At 43.7% G+C, this 18,658-nt stretch carries 17 protein-coding genes and 1 pseudogene; 13 read left to right on the plus strand and 5 right to left on the minus strand.

All coding sequences use genetic code 11. The features are described from left to right. Positions 1-176: 176 nt before the first annotated feature. Positions 177-764: a hypothetical protein gene (locus ACVA6Q_RS01440; RefSeq protein ID WP_446646232.1), complete on the minus strand. Its 588-nt coding sequence runs from the start codon at positions 762-764 to the stop codon at positions 177-179. 1,350 nt (positions 765-2,114) lie between these two features. Then, entirely contained in the window at positions 2,115-4,283 is a 2,169-nt protein-coding gene (locus ACVA6Q_RS01445; protein ID WP_446646233.1) for a hypothetical protein, read from the minus strand. Between the two features lie 314 nt (positions 4,284-4,597). Between ACVA6Q_RS01445 and ACVA6Q_RS01450 the strand changes: the two are divergent. After that, a pseudogene (locus ACVA6Q_RS01450) lies at positions 4,598-4,865 on the plus strand (transposase); the annotation flags it as partial. 159 nt (positions 4,866-5,024) lie between these two features. Here ACVA6Q_RS01450 and ACVA6Q_RS01455 read toward each other — a convergent pair. Further along, entirely contained in the window at positions 5,025-6,077 is a 1,053-nt protein-coding gene (locus tag ACVA6Q_RS01455) for a LacI family DNA-binding transcriptional regulator (RefSeq protein ID WP_446646234.1), read from the minus strand. Positions 6,078-7,017: 940 nt separating this feature from the next. Between ACVA6Q_RS01455 and ACVA6Q_RS01460 the strand changes: the two genes are divergently transcribed. From ACVA6Q_RS01460 to ACVA6Q_RS01515, 12 genes are all read left to right on the plus strand, one after another. Next, the gene (locus ACVA6Q_RS01460) at positions 7,018-7,509 is read left to right on the plus strand and encodes a VOC family protein (RefSeq protein WP_446646235.1); all 492 of its coding nucleotides are present in this window, start codon (positions 7,018-7,020) and stop codon (positions 7,507-7,509) included. A 368-nt stretch (positions 7,510-7,877) separates the two neighbouring features. After that, positions 7,878-9,077, plus strand: a complete 1,200-nt coding sequence (locus ACVA6Q_RS01465; RefSeq protein WP_446646236.1) for an MdtL family multidrug efflux MFS transporter — start codon at positions 7,878-7,880, stop codon at positions 9,075-9,077. Further along, on the plus strand, positions 9,052-10,014 hold the full coding sequence (gene yidZ / locus ACVA6Q_RS01470) for an HTH-type transcriptional regulator YidZ (RefSeq protein ID WP_446646237.1): 963 nt from the start codon (positions 9,052-9,054) through the stop codon (positions 10,012-10,014). The genes ACVA6Q_RS01465 and yidZ overlap by 26 nt, the downstream gene beginning before the upstream one ends. 61 nt (positions 10,015-10,075) lie before the next feature. Next, positions 10,076-10,786: an HAD family hydrolase gene (locus ACVA6Q_RS01475; RefSeq protein WP_446646238.1), complete on the plus strand. Its 711-nt coding sequence runs from the start codon at positions 10,076-10,078 to the stop codon at positions 10,784-10,786. A gap of 383 nt (positions 10,787-11,169) precedes the next feature. Beyond that, positions 11,170-12,072, plus strand: coding sequence for a hypothetical protein (locus tag ACVA6Q_RS01480; RefSeq protein WP_446646239.1), 903 nt, complete (start codon positions 11,170-11,172; stop codon positions 12,070-12,072). 87 nt (positions 12,073-12,159) lie between these two features. Beyond that, positions 12,160-13,326 carry a DUF5692 family protein gene (locus ACVA6Q_RS01485; RefSeq protein ID WP_446646240.1) on the plus strand — a complete coding sequence of 389 codons (1,167 nt, stop codon included), beginning with the start codon at positions 12,160-12,162 and terminating at the stop codon, positions 13,324-13,326. A gap of 59 nt (positions 13,327-13,385) precedes the next feature. Beyond that, positions 13,386-14,246, plus strand: coding sequence for a hypothetical protein (locus ACVA6Q_RS01490; RefSeq protein WP_112459897.1), 861 nt, complete (start codon positions 13,386-13,388; stop codon positions 14,244-14,246). A gap of 59 nt (positions 14,247-14,305) precedes the next feature. Beyond that, the gene (locus tag ACVA6Q_RS01495) at positions 14,306-14,866 is read left to right on the plus strand and encodes a chalcone isomerase family protein (protein ID WP_446646241.1); all 561 of its coding nucleotides are present in this window, start codon (positions 14,306-14,308) and stop codon (positions 14,864-14,866) included. A 58-nt stretch (positions 14,867-14,924) separates the two neighbouring features. Beyond that, the gene (locus ACVA6Q_RS01500; protein WP_446646242.1) at positions 14,925-15,755 is read left to right on the plus strand and encodes an alpha/beta fold hydrolase; all 831 of its coding nucleotides are present in this window, start codon (positions 14,925-14,927) and stop codon (positions 15,753-15,755) included. A gap of 181 nt (positions 15,756-15,936) precedes the next feature. Beyond that, entirely contained in the window at positions 15,937-16,323 is a 387-nt protein-coding gene (locus ACVA6Q_RS01505) for an MAPEG family protein (RefSeq protein WP_446646243.1), read from the plus strand. Then, the gene (locus tag ACVA6Q_RS01510; RefSeq protein ID WP_446646244.1) at positions 16,323-16,850 is read left to right on the plus strand and encodes a DNA mismatch repair protein; all 528 of its coding nucleotides are present in this window, start codon (positions 16,323-16,325) and stop codon (positions 16,848-16,850) included. The genes ACVA6Q_RS01505 and ACVA6Q_RS01510 overlap by 1 nt, the downstream gene beginning before the upstream one ends. A gap of 40 nt (positions 16,851-16,890) precedes the next feature. Then, positions 16,891-17,772 carry a LysR family transcriptional regulator gene (locus tag ACVA6Q_RS01515; RefSeq protein WP_446646245.1) on the plus strand — a complete coding sequence of 294 codons (882 nt, stop codon included), beginning with the start codon at positions 16,891-16,893 and terminating at the stop codon, positions 17,770-17,772. Between the two features lie 114 nt (positions 17,773-17,886). Here the strand turns inward: ACVA6Q_RS01515 and ACVA6Q_RS01520 are convergent, their stop codons facing one another. Further along, complete coding sequence (locus ACVA6Q_RS01520) at positions 17,887-18,183, minus strand: DUF2149 domain-containing protein (protein WP_042474758.1); 297 nt, start codon at positions 18,181-18,183, stop codon at positions 17,887-17,889. After that, the gene (locus ACVA6Q_RS01525) at positions 18,180-18,656 is read right to left on the minus strand and encodes a MotA/TolQ/ExbB proton channel family protein (RefSeq protein ID WP_446646246.1); all 477 of its coding nucleotides are present in this window, start codon (positions 18,654-18,656) and stop codon (positions 18,180-18,182) included. The genes ACVA6Q_RS01520 and ACVA6Q_RS01525 overlap by 4 nt, the downstream gene beginning before the upstream one ends. Positions 18,657-18,658: the final 2 nt, after the last annotated feature.

The following is an 18,658-nucleotide window of genomic DNA, read 5'->3' on the forward strand; positions in this document are numbered from 1 at the left end:
GGTAGTAGATCATTAATTCGATACTAAAAAAAGAGTCTAACCATGAGGTTAGACTCTAATCTGTTATCTGATAAATTACGCTTTAACTGTAATTAGGCTGCATATTGGTTATTTACCTACAATCACGATTGTGATCTATACGGATAGCAGTTTGTCAGCCTTAAACAGCATCATACTTAGCTATCAGCGTTAACTAGGTAAATATCCTTAACCTGAACTACATCTGAGCCAGGGATAGAAAAACCTACCTGTGTTAAATTTGAATAGCTAGGGATCATCACTGCCATCTGTACCCAGCCATTACCAAGGTCTTTGCCTTTCGAAGTGTGCGTAGAAATCCTTATCTGTTCGCTGGATTTGTCGGTTTTAACATGTACTTTCATTGCGCTAACAGTGTTACCTTTAACTTTGAACTTAAAGGTATCAACCATACTGGCATCAACAGGGACTAGGTTGTTTGACTTGTCCGTACTGGCAAACACCAGCGCGGAGGTATGGCCTCCCCAGCCACTTCCTGGAGTAATGCTGATTACCTTATCATCCGATGTGTCATACTTACTACCAGTCCCCCATTCCCACCATTTCATCGCAAATGTTGATTTTTCCTTAGCATGGTAAAGGTAGACAGTGTCGCCTTGTACTTGCAAGTTGCTCGAACTCTGGGATTTTACAGGATTATGTTGGGCACTTGTTGGTGTGTAAGTACTGCAGCCTACAATTGCTAGCGTAAGTGCTGAAGTAGCAAGTATTTTTAGTGCATTCATTGGTTTTAATCATCTCCATATTAAGCTAAAAAGGCACGGAGTCCTTTGTAAAGTTATCGCTTTTGACATTATTACGGATAACCGCTTAAGTTACAGTGATGCGAGTCACCAAGTTGAGATATTGCAAATATAGGAAATATTTCACTGGCGTGGTGGTTTTCTATGGGTGCTACAGAGCTATTAACTGACGACAGTACATAAGTTTTACTAAACTGATGTTTACTTATGCTCTGAATTGACGAAGGGAGATTGCTTGATGAAAACAGCCTAGACATAGAAAATATGGTGTAACACACTATCAAGTAGCCTAGCGTTCACAACGGCTCTTAAGGTAAAGCGCATCTTTTCCTACCCTTAAGGGAACTAAATGGCATTATTGGCTCTATTTTTGGGTTGGCAAACGTCACATTAGTGAGTCCTCAGTATACTTGCATAAATTGGCTAAGCTGAAGATGTCGCAGTGTCCCAAAGAGCTGGTGAAAATATTCAACTCGTACAACCAAGGCGCAAGAGGCGTAATACCAACCCCATTAAACTTGTGACCTCATATGGACTCTGAGAGGAGTTTGTATTAATTCAGACTTATCAAAGTGTATCAGCATAACGTTTAGCGCAAGGTTAGCACTAAACCCCCAGTATCTTGTTTCACCAAAGGTAAAACCGAATCGAAATAGCTTCATTTCTTAAAGTCAATTGTCTCAGTATGTATCAATCGATAAAAGTCCAAGAACCTTTTTAATGAACTCCAAGTAGAAACGACCCTTAGTATCTCTCGCTATATCTACTTACAAGAAATGCTCTTTTGGTTTCAAGACGAAGTTAGATTTAGTTAACGTAACACTGCAAACTAGACTTGGACTGAAAAAGGAGCTCGACCTAGAGTCGTTCAACAGCAACAATTAGAGTCCACTTTATCCAATCACTTTCAGAGCATGACGATAAGCCATATCCCGCCCTATCCACCAGCCTTAAACCTGACAGAGCAAGTTTGGCAATGGCTCGCCAGTACAAGTTAGCGAATCGGTGTTTTGAAAACTATGACGATATAGTGAAGTCAGTATGAGAATCTTGGAACAGTTTTTGAGAAGGCAAAAGCGAGTCCAGCACCTTTGCTTGAGTGGCAGAACTAGATTGATGAGTTAATTAATAGAATTCGTATGAAAAAAGTTTAGACTTCAAGCTGTCTGCTATGATTTTTAACGAAACTGTTAAAGCGACTTAATCGTATAGGGCTAGTACTTCGGAGCTTAGTCTTCATTGCCCCTTGATAAGCTTCAAGAATATAGGCGGCTGAGCTTTTTCAGCCGCTTAATCTCTAACTTTACAAATTTATTACTTATTGGGAGCTGATTATTTCGAAACCTTTAGGTCAGTCACATATAGTACGTCCCCGTTAGAGCCACCGTCCCCCATTACTGCAATTTTATAAATATCTTTAGCCTTTATCGGTAACTCATTTAGTTTGATAGTGAAGTCTTGCCAGTTCGTATCTAAGCCACTTAGAGTAACGTTGTGCTCCAAATCACCCTGTTTAGTAACGAATCTAACCCTCGCGCTGTTAAAAGCTGAATTGTCGGTTGCTAAAGATATTTGCAGCTTGTTATACACATCTGTATCGAAATCAAATGTCTGGATTTCACCGTAGATGTCCCCACTAAAGGCTAAAACAGTCCCCCATCCATTCTTAGTCAACGACACTGCGCCCTTATTCAGATAACTAGCATTCGTATCAAACTTAGTACCCGAACCCCAATTACTAATGGTCGCATTACCGTCATTAAGGTGGTCTGCATTATCAATAATGACATCTGAACCATCCCATGCTGATTGCTGGTTAGCATCGATAAAGACAAAAGCATCATCATAGTCCTTGCCTTTTGTAGGGTGGTAACCTGTATCATAGGCGTAAAAGTCTGTTACATACAGGATGTTATCCCCATCTTGATTAGTAACACCAGAGACCTTTACCTGAATGACATTGGAGAGGTTCACACCATACTGATCTAGGTTGATGACAATAGTATTCCATTCGTTTGCTTTAGCTAGTGAGAATTCTACCTCATGCTCTATCTCAGCGTTTCCGGTACCTCGCGCTTTAATAGATACAGCGTATTTGGAGAAACTACCTGATGAAGACACATCTAGGGCTAAATGAGTATATTGAGATAGATCGACCTTGTACGGATCGATAGTAGACCCATCAGAGATATCACCTTGCAATGCCAGAACAGCATCGCCAGCATTGGCAGCCGTTAGGCTCCACGCCTCTTTGCTTAGATAAGTCACATCACCAAGCACTGTGCCTGTACCCAGATCACTAAAGGTAATGTTACCTGTATTATCGAAGTCGTCGTTATCTTCAATCAGGTTAGAGTCCAATTCGCTGTGCTTAAACACAAACTCATCTTCCGTGTTTGAATCGTATTCACGTTCACCCAATTTCACAAACTTGTAATCGGATACATAAAAGGTACCACCAACATCATAATCAGCATCTGCGAACACTGAGACATAATCAATACTCTTATTGTTGAGTCCTAGCTTGTCCAGATCTAAGCGCACAGACTGCCATTCGGGAGAACTCTTATCAATTGGTAGAACAATTTCACTTTCTACGCCATCCGAGCTTAGTCCTATGGTATAGCTCTTAAATACACTGTCAGCTGCAATTGCGATGTCTAGGTATTCATATTTGCTTAGGTCTTGATTAATACCATCCATGAACCCCAAAGCTGCTCCCCAGTTACTAGGATCGTTCCCATCAATGACATCATCACCGTTCTCATCCGTAGGTTCTTTTGTAATGCTCCAAGCATTTTGACCGTTATGCTGTATATTGAGGCTTATATCAGTGCAGGTGCCCATCGTGCTAATAGTGGTATCTTGGCCATTCTGGTCAAACTCAATATCTGACTCGTTATCAACATCAGAGATCAGAACAAAGGTACCATCTGTTGGCTCTGGCGTACTGTCATCAATGTTGTCATCTTTAGCTAGATAGATATCTTTAACCTGAACTTCCCCTGCTCCTGGAATAATAAAGCCGACGTTTTTCAAATTGGCATAACTTGGGATTGGCACTATCATTTCCACCCAGCCATTACCCAGGCTTGTACCCTCAGAGATGTCAGTAGCTATTTCTACCGATTCACTGTCTATATCCGTTTTGACAGGTACTCTGATTGCGCCTACGGTGCTGCCTTTAACCGTGAACTTAAAAGTGTTAACTAAGCTGGCATCGATAGTTCCCCCGCTATTTGGGTTAAACACCAATGCAGAATTCACAGCGCCTGGAGTAATCGTGACTACGCCATTTGATGAGGCATACTCACTTCCAGACCCCCATTCCCACCAATCCATACCATAGGTTGGAACTTCCTCAGTATGGTAAAGGTAGATCATCTCGCATTGTCCTTGCGAGTTACACCACTCTGGGGTTTTCAGGGGCGGAGTTTCATTCCCGCATCCTGCGAGTGCAAGAGATAGTGCTGCGGTACCAATTATTTTTAGCGTTTTCATTCGTTCTAATAATCTCCATATCAAGCTAGAAAGGCACGGAGGCCAATTGAAAAGTTATCACTTTTCAGATTATTCCTGATAACGGCTTGAGATACAGTGATACGAGTCACCAAATGAAATATATGTGAAATAGTGAAATATTTCATGCGATGTTTTTGGTGGGACGGTCTCAAGCTCCAAAGAAATACTACACAGCTATCAACTGACGACGGTGCAAAAGCTCAACCGATGTTTATTGATACACAGGTTTGACGAATAGGAGATTGCTTAATGAAAACAGCGTAAACAAGAAAGTATGGTAGACCACACTATTAAGTGACCTAGCGATTACAACGGCTCTCATGGTAAAGCGTGTCTTTCCTTTGCCCTTAAGGGTGCTACAAGGCTTTATATTGGTAAACGTTCCATGGTTTGTCCTTCTATATACCTGCATAAGTCGCCGCACTAAGGGGAGCGAAGTCTGCTTCAAATCTCTTAAAGAGGCGCAACTAAGCGCCTAACTATTAATGCCACTGAACCTAAGGTATATGGTGAGGGAGAATAGAAAGAAAAAAGCATGGAACCGATGGTAATAGCTACGTCAATATCAGTTACTAAATCGGTGTTCTGAAAGTCATAACGATATAGTAAACTTAGTTTGTGAAGCTTGGAATAGATTTCGAGAATATAAACGCAAAGTCCAATCTCTGATTTAGAGACTGGACTAGATTGATGGGTTAATCAATGGAATTGTTATTGTATTCAGTCTAAGCTCTTTACTGTTTCACGTTTGAACATCTTAACGCCTAGCATAACTCTTTGACAAGAATCATTTTTATGCTCTATTTCGTGAAACAGACGAGAAACCGTTGACTCCACGATACTTGAAATTTCGTAGCCAATGGAATCTAGTGCAGGCGAAATCATAGAGCTGATAGATAAATTGTCAAATCCCACAACCGAAATATCCTCAGGGACACGCTTGTTCTGCTTCGTTAGTTCTTCTATCAGTGCTATCGCAGTTCTATCACAGAGGCAAAAAATTCCGGTAATGTTATCTAATGTTCCAGAACTCAAGATGCTTGGTAAAATGTGACTCGCCCCAAAGTCAGAGCCTGCAACTCCTTTTTTAATTCGCTGAAGTAACTCTTCATTTTTAAGGTTTTCACAACATTCTAAGATGTCAATTATTTTCATCTCATCAACGCCCAAAGCTTGAGTTCTCTTGATAAAAGCATTGGTTCTATCTTTTATTGAGTCATGAATCTGCGCGGTAATCATCGCTACATTTTTATGACCCTGAGAGTGCAAATATGATGCAGCTAGTTCTCCACCGAGTTCGTGATCGATTGAAATACTGGATATACGCATACTATGGTCATAACTATTGACCAACACTACAGGGATTCCCTCATCTGCTAATTCATGGGCGATAGCAACTAGGTTTGGTCCGAGTAGTATAACGGCTTCCGAATTTTCTAGCTTCTTTCTATTTAGCCTTTTGTCTTCATTGAGTAGAATGAGCTTTGACTCTATATTCATCTGATTAAACTTCATCTGAAATTTTTCGACGATATTGGAGTAAAATTGGTCAACTGATTCAACAGGAACGCTAGATACGATGCTTACATGTTTTATAGTGGTAGTTAACTGAATTTTCGCAGGCTTTTTTTTGTAACCTGAGCTAATCACAGCTTCCTCAACAAGCTTCTTTACTTTTGGGTCTACTTTACTATTGTTGTTTAGTACTCTTGAAATAGTGCTGCGAGATATTCCCGTCATATCAGATAAATCAGAGATGGTAACCTTTTTCATATGCATCCACACCGTTGTAGTAACTATTGCGCTATTACAACACTTTTTATGGTCAAATGAAATAAAAATGCACCGTGAGATGTTTCACAAAAAGAAATGCAAAATGATTTTGAATCTTGATACGCGTGTGGGACGGTTGATTTGGCATTAGCTCGTTTACTGAGATTCCGCCACAATGCAGTAGTCTTTGGTAAACATTAGTTCCTCTCAGCGGTCTTGTAGAACAACGCTGAATCAGGGAGCTCACGCTTTAACCCATTGGGATATGTGCTCGTTCCGACTTAGACTGCTTATAACGATGCAAGCCTAGCTGTTTGCTTATCAGCTCAGCTCAATTTCTTTCATAGGCTTTCGTACTTTGAACCGTCCAATTTTGAAGCTTTCAGATAGCGAGAATGTTCGAGTTCGTCCGATACATAAAAGAGCGGTAGCTTTTTTAATATGGATTTTACTCTTTCTCAGCAATTAATCTTAGCTTCCATCTCTTGGCTCCTCCGCTGCTCTGACTTCAGAGTTTTAGCATTTGGTGTTTCTCCGCCACGCTCAACTTTTTGTTGATCGACCAAACGGAGTAAGGTTGTTCCACCTATGTCTAAAGAGCGTGCCACCTTAGATATGCTCCGGAACCAAGCTTTCGGCATCTACTTAGAACTTAGAAGGAAATGTATGTCGATGTCGTTTTGTCATTGAACACCTCATTTACTGTTGATACTTTGCCACCTATTTTAGAGTATGGGACTAATAAACCACTCCAGTCGTAGCGGGTTAAACTGAACTAACTTAGCTTCGTCAGCACACATCACTACTAAGTTTAATTATAATTTTATGTTATCGTTTTTATAACTATCGATAATTTTAAGTTTTATCTCTTCATCTCTATACTTCTCCACATCGAAACGAAACACGAAACAATTAATCAAATCAGTTTTTGGAGAAAGTTATGAAAATGAATCATGTAGGCATCATGGTTGGCGATATGGACAAAGCGGTAGAGTTCTACACTAAAGCGCTTGGTCTTCGCGTTGTTATGAACAACACTAAAGTTATCGAAGAGCGCGAATCTGCAATTGGTCGTATGTGTATTGCCGTGTTTGGTGAAGGCTTTAAAGGTTTCAACATTGCTCACCTAGTGACAAGTGATGGTATTGGTGTGGAACTGTTCGAAATGGTTGACCGCGAAGAGCGTCATAATGTTGACTTCTCTCGCCTAGGTATCTTCCACTTCTGTCTACAGCTTCCAAAAGAACAGTTTGAATCAGCAATCAAACGTGTAGAAGAGTTTGGCGGTAAAGTGCGCATGGATATTCACCGTTACCACCCAGAAGATGATTCTAAACAAGCACAAATGGTTTACCTAGAAGACCCGTTTGGTAATTTATTTGAGTTCTACTCTCACTCTTACGAAGACACTTACGCTTCTGATTACGAGTAATGCTCTTAATAGATAAGTAATAATTTTAATGCTCACGGGATACCAGATCTCGTGGGCATTTTGGTTCTGTGGCCTAAAAGACTTTGGGGTAAATTCGTATTACATCTCCAGTAAGCTTTGTTCTGGACATTTCCGTGCCAGTGATTTCGCTAAACTTAGAGAACAGTCAATAACTACAGGTATTGCAAAGTGAGTTTTAGGTAGCAATCGCAAGCAATAGGCTTGTGCTAGCTAAAACACTATCTTTTGTTTGTTAGTGCGCACAATGAGGAGTAATGTCGTCAGCGGACATTACTGTTGTCCTATTTCTCACTCGCTAGTGGTCTGTCGAGCCATTAGTATTCTGAGAACCAATTTGTGAGGTTCTCATGTTCAGATTTATCGTTTGCAGTTTTTTCCTAGTCTTGCTTTATCCAACAGCCATCGATCTCTACTTGGTTGGTTTGCCACAAATAGCTGCGGATCTTAATGCCACTGAGTCACAACTGCATATTGCTTTCTCGGTATATTTAGGAGGAATGGCAGCCACCATGCTGTTGGCGGGAAAGCTTGCGGATTCCATTGGCAGAAAACCGGTTGCCGTCATCGGGTCAATTATTTTTGTAGCGGCCTCTTGGTTAGGTGGCGAAGCACAGCAGGTGACTCAATTTTTGGTCGCTAGGTTCACTCAAGGAGTCGGCGCAGGTGCATGTTATGTGGTCGCATTTGCAGTGTTAAGGGATACGTTGGACGACAAGCGCAGAGCTAAGGCGCTTTCAGTGATCAACGGTATTATATGTATTGTCCCTGTCATCGCTCCTGTGATTGGCCACTTGATCATGTTGAGCTCGCCTTGGAAAAACCTCTTTAGTGTCATGGCCGGTATGGGGGGGATTGTATTCTTGCTATCCGTTGTGATTCTAAGGGAAACCAAACCCAATGAATTGCCTGATAACTACTCACCACTACCGCAGACCGGATTGCTTCAGGAGACGTTTTGCAATTATCATTTTATTAGCCGCGTCACGATAGCTTCTTTGAGTAGTACGGTTCTGCTAACTTATGTAAATGTCTCTCCAATACTGATTATGGGGCAATTAGGATTTGATCGTGAAGGTTACTCATCCGTTATTGCTGTCACTTCTCTCATCAGCATGATAGCTTCCTTTTTGGCACCGTTTGCTTTGAAACACGTCAAGGAAAATACCTTAATGTTGGCGACTCAGGGAATTTTTGCGCTTGTCGCTATCATGTTGAGCCTTGTGAAGGTGCTAAACCTGGGCTACGAGTGGTCATTGCTTTGTTTTGGGTTGATATGTGTCGCTTTTGCTATGGGGTATGGTGCGACAATGAATCAAGCGCTCAGCCCTTATTCACGTCGCTCAGGCGTCGCCAGCTCCATTGTGGGAGTGAGCCAAGTCAGTATTTCTGCGTTTTACATCTGGCTGATGGGAACATGTAATATCAGCGCTCAGTACATTTTGGTCATTATTTTGACGATGAGTAGTATACTTTGCTCAATGTTAATTTCATTTGCTCCTAAACCGACACAAAGTGATACGCATGAAGAAGTCCAATACTCGTCTTGATCTGAATTTATTGACCACATTGCAACTGCTTTTACAGGAAAGAAGTGTCTCTAAGGCGGCAAAAATACTTAATGTGACTCCCTCTACCGTCAGTAAATCTCTTAACAAACTAAGGGATTGGTTTGACGATCCATTGTTTGTCAAAAGCCCTCAGGGGCTAGTTGCTACGCCTATTGTTCAAAGCATGGAACAGGATCTTAATGAGTGGTTTCAGGTCAGTGTGCAGATACTGAACAAGCGTGGTGGTGATGCACCACAAGGGCTTGAGTTTCATATTATGGCAGAGTCACCGTTGTTCTTAACGGTGCTCAATGAGCTGCTTCCCAAAATACAGAGCCGATATCTAGAAGCGAAGGTAAAAACCAGCAATTGGGATTACGATTCTTTAGAGGCAATTATTCGAGGCGATGCTGATGTTGGCCTTACTGGGCGTGAGAGCCATCCTCGCTCTAAAGAGTTACTGGATCTATTGCCATACTTCATTGACTTTGAAGTGCTATTTTATGATTTGCCAGTGGTGTATCTGCATAAAGATCACCCGGCTTTGCAAAATGAGTGGGACTTTGACGCTTTCCTGTCTTATGCCCAGATAAATACTGTATGGGAAAAAAGTGAAACTTGGGCTTTGGATGAGATATTGAGCGAACTAGGAAAGCAAAGAAAGATCAACCTTACGATGTCGAATTTTGAGCAATCTCTGTTCATGGCAGCTCAACCTGGCCACAACATGATCACCATTGCCCCACAATACTGCCAGCGTTACACCTCAAGGGTACATCAAGATTTGGTGTGCCTACCAATACCAGTATCAAAAACGTATCAAGAGAAGTTAGCCATTCCGTTTACCATGATTTGGCATAAACGCAATGCTCATAATACTAAGATTTCGTGGTTACGAGAGAGCATAAAAACGATGTTTACTAGCGACCGCAAATAAAACAAAGATTATTTAGAGCCAACTTTTATTTAATCCAAGCAGAAGAGATCAAAGAACAATAATGAAATTAGATGCAATACTATGGGACTACGATGGGACTCTTGTGAACTCAGTGCCTAAAAATATTGATATTACCAAGAACATTCTCACTATTGTCGCTCCACATCTAACTGGGGACAGCTTGCCAAAATACCTACGTGATGAAGAGGCTTACCATGAAGCCAATCATGGGGCAAAAAATTGGCAGGAATTGTATGTCGATTACTATGGACTGACTCACGACGAAATGATCTTAGCTGGCAGTATGTGGGCAGAGCATCAGGAAAAAAATGAAACAGGAGTGACTCTGTTTAAAGGTATTAAAAATATCGTCGAAGCGTTTTCAGCGCTGCCGCATGGTATTTGCTCTCAGAACTCACAGAACAATATTCGTCGCATGCTGATTAATAATGGTATTGATGCCCCATTTAAGGCGATTGTCGGATACGACGATGTATCAAATGGCAAACAAAAGCCTCATCAATTTGGCGGTATTAAATGCATCGAGTCGATCTTGGGTCATTTGGATAACCCATTTGTTATGTATATTGGTGACCATGAGGCGGATACAAGGTTTGCTCGCAACATACAAGAAGCTATTGGTGATGGCGCTAGGGTTATTTCTGTGGCAGCGGCATACAGCCGCAGTGAACCAAAACTATGGGATACCAAGCCTGACCATGTTGCTTACTCAGTAGAAGATTTGCAGGGTATCATTAGCCAATACACATAGTTTAATCAATGAAGATTATGGTTGCTCAGCAGTATGTAGAGCAGCTGCAATAGAAATTGGACTTTAATTTTTAAAGCGAGCTTAGTGCTCGTTTTTTTGATCTTATGCTCCCAAAGTACCCACCTCGCACATTCTGTGATCGCCCTCATAGGATTCTAAAAACCATACCTAAAATGTGTGATTAGTTTAAAAAATCGCCACCAATCTTATCTTCCAATTTTGAAAACGTGAAAAGGATCCCAACACGTTGAGTAAAATAAAATTAGAGTAATTACTCAAACATAGAGTATTTGCTCTATTATAAGATTCTGAAAAATAAAAAGAACATTTCGTGTGTGTTAGCTGAATTTTGATTAAAACCAATAATTTAACGTGGAGGTATTATGGACATACCAACCTGGCAATACGTGGCATCTATGTCTTCTTACATAGTGTTTTTGTTACTACTCATCGAAGGCATGCGCCGGACTCCCCGGTTGACGGCCTTTATTTGGATCGCAACTTTATTTACAGCGCCGTTGTGGGCTGATCAGTTGGATGGCTGGTTCCGCTGGGCGAAAACCGTGAGCGTACTTATTCCGACAGCTTTGGTGGTCGGTCTTGCTCGACTTGCTTGGTACTACCGAGAAAACCCAAACGCGATATTGCGTTTCTTCCGCGGCGACTGGGTATTGAAAGTGCTGTACGGCGTGTTATTTCTCAACATTGCTGAAGCGACAATGAAAGATCTGGTCACGGGCAACTATTTCAACTTCATTTGTGGCGTGATTTTATGTATCACCATTCCATTCCCGCGCTACAAGAACGGCGTGCGTCAGTACTGGCTTATCTCTAAAGACAAGCCGAATGACTTGCTGTTCTATTCTACAGCGGCTTGGAACTTCCTATACACCACGTGGAACTTGGCGTTTGTGTATGGCGAAAACACCGGCTTCTTCGCGAGTTCTTTCTGTATTTTGATTGCTGCCGAGCTTTATCCTGTCATCAAAAAACGTCCAGAGCTCTACATCATTGCACGTGTTTACACGCTAGCGTTCCACATTTTCGTGCGTGCTATCCACGATGTGTTCACCCCGGTCATGGACTCCAGTGCATGGCGTAATGAGAGCGTGCTTTATTGGTGGGGCGCTATCAACCTTGCGATGCACATTCCATTTGTCATCTGGTACTTCAAAAAGCAGCGCGAGCAGAAAGAACCACCGTATGGCGACAACCAGCCTCCGCTGAAAACGGACTGCGTCAATGAGTATGACGAAGCACCCGACAAAGTAGCGCTAGCCAAATAGGCAAATAGCTTAAAGGCTCTCCCCCGGTGGCCTAGTTGATGACGACGTCATTAGGCCACCACTTCAAAACCTGACACAGGTGATGGTATGAAAAGATTAACAACACAGATTTTGGCGTTGTTGGTAACACTGTGCGCGGCGTTTATGTCTCCGCTTGCTGCTGCCGATCAAGGCTATAACGAACAACAACTTATTGGTGAAACTTGGCAAGGGACATTTGATGGCGACCCTGGCGAGGGCAGTCTGTTTTATCGCCTTGAGTTCCTGGCGGACGGTAAAGTCAAAGTGCTTAGACAGTCTGGTGGTTTTAACAAGACTGAAGTTCAAAACTGGTACATTGAAGAGGGTCAAGTTGTGATCCGCAGCAATGCTGGCGATGAGATCACCGACTTTGATAACGCGACTTTTGCGTATACCGATCGCGATCAGATGCGCTTTACCAAGGATGGCAGTCATTGCAACTTCCATAAACTGTATCAAACCCGTGCTTATCTGCATGTGTTGTTTGTCCTAGTTGGCTTGATTGCACTTAATGAGCTTTGCCGTCATGTGAAATGGGCGAACTACCTACTTTGGTTCGTGCTACCGATTGCTCTTATTCCACTGTTCAGCAGCTACGGTGTTACGTACTGGTTCAAGTGGGTCAAGCTTTACTCGGTAGTCGGTGCCGCTGCGCTGTTTACCCTTATCCGATTTACCCCTATTGGCGATAAAAAATGGGCACGTTTTGGCGCTGCTGCATTCTTGGCGCTGAATATTTCAGAAGCGGTGCTGCAAGACTTCACTATGGGCAACATGGCCAACATTCTTAATGCGACCGGTGGTCTACTCTCCATCATCACGTTGGCAGGCTGGGCACAGATCCAAGCAGACAAATCGAAACAAAGAGACATGGTGTGGCCTGCAATGACCACGTTCTGGATCATTGCTTACGACATCTGGAACATTGTGTTTGTTTACCTCAACTTCCCTGGCAGTGCTACAGCGCAAGCCATGGTTCTGGTGGCGGCGACTTTGCCATCACTGTTTATCAAGAAGGGTACTTGGCTGCAGGCGCGCGCCTTCACGCTGGCGGGTTCCTTCATGTATTACTTCAGTTGTCCATTTATGTACGAAAGCAACGTGGTGGTGCTGCCGCGCAACGATGAGCTCATGTTATTAGCGGGATTGGCGAGCTTTGTGGCAAACGGCATCTATGCCTGGTTGTTCTTTAGAAAAACGCGCGAACAGCGTATGGCGTCAGTTCTCTCTTAATACTAATAAATTTGTAATAAAAACAGTTATATGACTCATTATTGTAGTGGAGCCAAATTATGAAATCTTACCTAATTCCAATGACCTCAATCGCCCTTGTTTGTTCTGGTGCTGCCCTTGCTAACGAGGAGGCTGAGCAACAAATTGACATGTCGAGCCCAACCGAAGCCTATACCGCATTAGGCGTAGGCTACGGTAACGAAGGGATGAACCTAAAAGCGATGTACATGCTGTCGGAGCCCGACTCTGACCGTAAATCCGGTTTCATCCTTGAGTTCAACGACGTGTTTGATGAAAAGGGTGGCGATCCAAAATTCTCAGGCACTAAAGCCATCGGTGGGATGGTCGTGCCTCAAATGAACGATAAGACCACCAACCGTAACTATCGTTTCCGCTATGGCTCGGTAAATACCACCAACGGACTTGGACACATGGTGGATGCGGTGGTCAAAGATCATCCTTTCTACGGTCAAACCGCAGTGGTTCAAGCGGGCGCAGTTGCGACGCTACCGATTGGTGATAATGCGTTTATCTGGCCAGTACTGATGGCGGGTGGCGTCATTATGGAGGACAACACCAGTAAACTTGCAAGCTATGATCCTGCCATGGCCGCCGCCAACAATCTAAGCAGCAGTGGCATTGATTGGGCGTCGACTATCTATTCGGTTAAGGTCTATGGCCGTTACAAGTTCAATGACTCTTGGTGGGTGTTGGGTGCTTGGACTTACACCGATGAATTTGGCGGTAAGAGCTGGGACAAACCGGTTTCTGAGGGCGGTTTAGAGCTGAGTCCTCAGCAAATCGAATTGACGCTCGGTTACCAGATCACCAACCGTCAAAACCTACGTCTTAACTACCATAATTTCTCTGACAGTGATGCTCCGGACAAAGTATGGCTTGAATACAACTACGCCTTCTAACGTTTGAGTACTCATTGACAATACATGACCCCTAATTCTAGGGGTCATAAGGAGAAACCATGAAATTACCATTATTAATGACTTTACTCGCCGCTGTCTCTGTTACTGCACAAGCAAAAACCATCAGTGGTATCGAAGTGCCCGATACCCTGACGACGCAGCAACAAGAACTCTCCTTGAATGGTGCTGGTGTGCGCAGTAAGTTTTTTATGGACTTGTATGTAGGGTCACTGTTTACCTCATTGCCTGCAACCGAGGCCGCGCCATTGATTAGTGGTGAACAGGCATCCGCAATTCGTCTTAACATTACTTCTAGCATGATCACCAAAGAAAAATTGGCCGATGCGCTTAACGAAGGTTTTGACAATGCGACGGGTGGCAACACGGCGCCAATCGATGCCAGTATTGCAAAGTTTGTCGAGTTGACCTTTGCTGATGAGGTGACGGAGGGCGATCAGTTCACTTTGATGAGCGTTCCGGGTCAAGGAATCTATAGCTACAAAAATGGTGAGCTGCGCGTATTGGTTGAAGACGACGCGTTTCGCCAAGCGCTGCTAGCGGTTTGGCTAGGTGATAAACCGACGGATAAGTCGCTGAAGAAAGCCATGCTGTCTCATTAAGTCGCTGTATTTTAGATATAATCAATAACTGACCCCTATCTTGGGGTGGGAGGTAACAATGGAACAACGACAGGTTATTGAAGACATTGATGTTCATATTGAAGGCGATGGCGAGCACACCATAGTGATGATTCATGGCTGGCCGGATACCTATCGCTTGTGGGATAACCAAGTGGTGCAGCTTAAATCACGCTATCGCTGTGTTAGGTTCTCGCTGCCGGGTTATGAGCTTGGGCAGGCACGTCAGTATCATGACTTAAACTCTATGTTGACGCTGTTCGATACCATCATAGAGTCCATTTCAGAAGGCAAGCCGGTGACCTTGCTGCTTCATGACTGGGGCTGCGTGTTTGGCTACCAATATGCGATGCGCCACCCTGAAAAGGTGAATCGTATTGTTGGTGTCGATATCGGTGATGCAAGCTCAAAAGACTTAGTGCTTTCGGCGAAAGCCAAAGCAATATTATTGGGCTACCAGCTCTGGTTAATGCTGGCATGGAACTTAGGCGGAAAAGTCGGTGATTGGATGACGCGAAAAATGGCGACAATCTTCGGCGCGCCGGGCGACACCTCTCGCATCCATTCTGGCATGAATTATCCCTATCATTGGCGCTGGAGTAGCGTGTTCATGAAGCGCGAACTGGGAACCAAGCCGCTTGATATTCAGGTACCTTTCTTGTTTATCTACGGGAAAGACAAAGTAGGTATGTTTCATTCAAGTCCATGGCAGAGAAAAATGGCCGACATTGAAGGCAACAAAGTGGTGGGACTGTCCACACATCACTGGGTGATGGCCGAACAGCCGGAGGAGTTCAACCGCATTGTCGAGCAATGGCTTGCCGAATCGGATGCGTTACTCAAGCCATTGGATTTGCAAAATACGGCTTAGAGAACGAAGTTAGTATTCTATTTCAACAAGTAAATCCCCTGTCTTTAACGTCGCTGCTCCTGAGCTTCGCGGCGTTTTTTTCATTCGAGTCTTATCTAAAGCTGTCGGCATTACCAGTGGAGATAGCGAGATTCTTGTCTACACTCAATAGACTTAACTTAATAAAAAATAAGGTTTATTGATGATAACTGCGTTGTACGGTTCTCTTCTTGCTTCATTGATGATTTGGCTCTCATTCCAGGTGATCAAACAGCGAAGATCGAATCAGGTCGCTTATGCCGATGGAGGCGTGGAAGCCTTGCAGATTGCGAGAAGCGCACAAGGGAATGCCGTCGACTATATTCCTATTACTCTAATTCTCATGGCTTTTGTTGAGTACAACGGCGCGCCTGCGATTTGGATTCATGTTATTGGGGTAAGCTTTGTTGTGGGACGCTGTCTGCATGCTCACGGGATACTAAACAAAAGCTTCAAAGGTCGGGTAAGAGGAATGCAAATCACTATTTTTGCAATGGCGGGGCTTATTGTTTCAAACCTTCTTTACCTTCCTTTTGATAGGCTCTTGTAATGACGCGCGCTCTACTTCCTCCTGCATGGGTGATGGTTTCTATTGGCCTTATCCTTAACGTGATGGCGATTGTGCTTTCAAGCCAAGTACTGGATAAGATGTCGAGTGATATTGCTCTGATTCAAGAGCGTAAAGACGCAAATCTGTATTCGATGCAGCTTGCGTGGAATCAAGTGGAAACGCTAGAGCGAAAGCGCGAAGCATTGCTTCTGCACCTTGATGGTGATGATATAGAGACTGATATTGCGGATATGTTGAGAGGGCAGCTATCTCAATGGGTGACCGCTCAAGTTCCTCCGATTCATCGTAAACACCTCCCTGAATTGATGGCTATGATCAATAGCGCGCAAGATACGCAGCGTGATTTGATTGATGGGCTCTATTTAGACAATTTGGAGCTCTCAGAAACGCTAGCAAGCGTTGAGGAAGACATGGCGTATTACAAAAACATCGCAGTGTTTCTGCAAATTCTCGGACTGGCGCTTATTTTAGCTCGTGATCTTTCTCGCCGATCATTGCCGAATTGATATACTCTAAGGCATCACTTTTGCAATTTATGAAATAAATATGCTCACTCGTTCTGATGATCTGGAAATATTACTCGCTGTTGTCGATAGTGGTGGTTTTTCCGCTGCCGCAGAGGCGCTCGACATTCAAGTTGCGAAGGTGTCTCGCAGTGTGAGTAAGCTTGAGACCCAACTTGGGGTGACGCTTTTAAACCGTACCACTCGCCGTATTGAGCTCACCGACGAAGGTCGTCAGTTTGTCGAGGGTGTCCGTGAAGGACTGCGTATTCTTCAGCAGACCGAAGAGGAGATTGTGGCTAGAGGTGAGTTGCCAAAAGGGCGATTGAGAGTCGATGCCGCAAGCCCATTTGTACTGCATCAACTGGTGCCGCTTATTGCTGAGTTTAATAAAGAGTACCCAGATATTGAGCTTGAGCTGACCTCCAACGAAGGGTTTGTTGATTTACTTGAGAAGCGCACCGATGTTGCGATCCGCATAGGTAAGTTAACCGACTCAACGTTGCATGCTAAACCGCTAGGAAAGAGCCTGTTGTATCTCGTCGCGTCACCCGATTACCTTGCACAGCGTGGCTACCCAAAATCGGCTGCTGATTTAAGCACTCATAGTTTAATCGGCTTTGTCGGTGCGAAGGTACTCAACCAATGGCCACTATCCGGTAACCCTACGATTCAGCCAAGCATGGTGTCGAGCAACGGTGAGACAGTACGTCAGCTTGCCATAGCAGGTAATGGGATTGCTTGCATGTCGGGCTTTATGGTCAAACAAGATATTGAAGAAGGGCGTTTGGTACCACTTCTTGAGTCAGAAAAACTCACTACGACGGGGCGCGAGCAAGTCAATGCGGTCTACTACCGTTCGTCGTCGGTCGCGCGTCGAATTACGGCGTTTATTGAGTATATCCAGCCTAGGTTATCGCTGTAGTTTTTGTTTCTTTATTTCATTTCTTTGGGTTGCCAATAAGCTAGGGTTCACAAAAAACTAAAGGCGAGCATTCATGATGGAATGCTCGCCTTTGTCGTTAGTCACCAGTGCTGACTATTTAGGAACGTAAACCAGACGGCCGTCATCCAATCTATAAGTTTGCCCTGCTACTGTTCCCGTTCCTTCGCCGATTTCGTCCGTGCTCTCGTAGCGTGTTAACGTCTCGCCATCTTTTATTGTTATTCGCATGTCTTTTTCCCCCGGATTTTCCACGAGAATGCTGTTATCCGGTAACTGAGCCCCGGTGACATTGAGCATCATCAGAAATGCCATGACGACGGCAAAAAGATCCACCATATTGACGATTGAGAGAATAGGATCGTCGGCCTCTTCATTTTCTAGGAATCTCATTGCTCTGTTTTTACCTCAATGCGAACCATGTCTTGAAGTAGCCAGCGACGTCGAACCGTCATTACGCTAAAGGTTATACTGGCAGCGATGAGCGCAAGGATAGAAGCTGAGAAAGCGACAATCATCTCTTCTGCTACGCGCTCAATGTTGCCTTCCCCCATGGCGACCAAAGCCGGGCCAATCGCAATCATGGTTGTCACGAGTCCCAACATAGGGCCAGATCGACTGATTAGGCGCAAAGGTTCAAGTTCTTTGATCACTCTTAGCTCTAGGTGTTCGCCTGAAAAGTTCTCAGTTTTTTGTGCATAGCGAACAAGACTTGAGTTGAAATTGCTTGAACGTCGCTGAACAAACTCCATAAGGAAGCGGCCAAGGCTATAGAGAGAGTAAAGGACAATCAGCAGTATCAGCACCATAATGGGTTGCATGAATAAAGTAGAAAATTGATAAACAAGGGTTTCAATTTGGTTCATCG

This window comes from Vibrio sp. DNB22_10_4 (genome assembly GCF_052879755.1).

Excerpts from the sequence above, each read along its gene's own strand:
- ACVA6Q_RS01440 (WP_446646232.1), bottom strand. The coding sequence starts at position 764 with ATGAATGCACTAAAAATACTTGCTACTTCAGCACTTACGCTAGCAATT.
- ACVA6Q_RS01445 (WP_446646233.1), bottom strand. The coding sequence starts at position 4,283 with ATGAAAACGCTAAAAATAATTGGTACCGCAGCACTATCTCTTGCACTC.
- ACVA6Q_RS01455 (WP_446646234.1), bottom strand. The coding sequence starts at position 6,077 with ATGAAAAAGGTTACCATCTCTGATTTATCTGATATGACGGGAATATCT.
- ACVA6Q_RS01460 (WP_446646235.1), top strand. The coding sequence starts at position 7,018 with ATGAAAATGAATCATGTAGGCATCATGGTTGGCGATATGGACAAAGCG.
- ACVA6Q_RS01465 (WP_446646236.1), top strand. The coding sequence starts at position 7,878 with ATGTTCAGATTTATCGTTTGCAGTTTTTTCCTAGTCTTGCTTTATCCA.
- yidZ (WP_446646237.1), top strand. The coding sequence starts at position 9,052 with ATGAAGAAGTCCAATACTCGTCTTGATCTGAATTTATTGACCACATTG.
- ACVA6Q_RS01475 (WP_446646238.1), top strand. The coding sequence starts at position 10,076 with ATGAAATTAGATGCAATACTATGGGACTACGATGGGACTCTTGTGAAC.
- ACVA6Q_RS01480 (WP_446646239.1), top strand. The coding sequence starts at position 11,170 with ATGGACATACCAACCTGGCAATACGTGGCATCTATGTCTTCTTACATA.
- ACVA6Q_RS01485 (WP_446646240.1), top strand. The coding sequence starts at position 12,160 with ATGAAAAGATTAACAACACAGATTTTGGCGTTGTTGGTAACACTGTGC.
- ACVA6Q_RS01490 (WP_112459897.1), top strand. The coding sequence starts at position 13,386 with ATGAAATCTTACCTAATTCCAATGACCTCAATCGCCCTTGTTTGTTCT.
- ACVA6Q_RS01495 (WP_446646241.1), top strand. The coding sequence starts at position 14,306 with ATGAAATTACCATTATTAATGACTTTACTCGCCGCTGTCTCTGTTACT.
- ACVA6Q_RS01500 (WP_446646242.1), top strand. The coding sequence starts at position 14,925 with ATGGAACAACGACAGGTTATTGAAGACATTGATGTTCATATTGAAGGC.
- ACVA6Q_RS01505 (WP_446646243.1), top strand. The coding sequence starts at position 15,937 with ATGATAACTGCGTTGTACGGTTCTCTTCTTGCTTCATTGATGATTTGG.
- ACVA6Q_RS01510 (WP_446646244.1), top strand. The coding sequence starts at position 16,323 with ATGACGCGCGCTCTACTTCCTCCTGCATGGGTGATGGTTTCTATTGGC.
- ACVA6Q_RS01515 (WP_446646245.1), top strand. The coding sequence starts at position 16,891 with ATGCTCACTCGTTCTGATGATCTGGAAATATTACTCGCTGTTGTCGAT.
- ACVA6Q_RS01520 (WP_042474758.1), bottom strand. The coding sequence starts at position 18,183 with ATGAGATTCCTAGAAAATGAAGAGGCCGACGATCCTATTCTCTCAATC.
- ACVA6Q_RS01525 (WP_446646246.1), bottom strand. The coding sequence starts at position 18,656 with ATGAACCAAATTGAAACCCTTGTTTATCAATTTTCTACTTTATTCATG.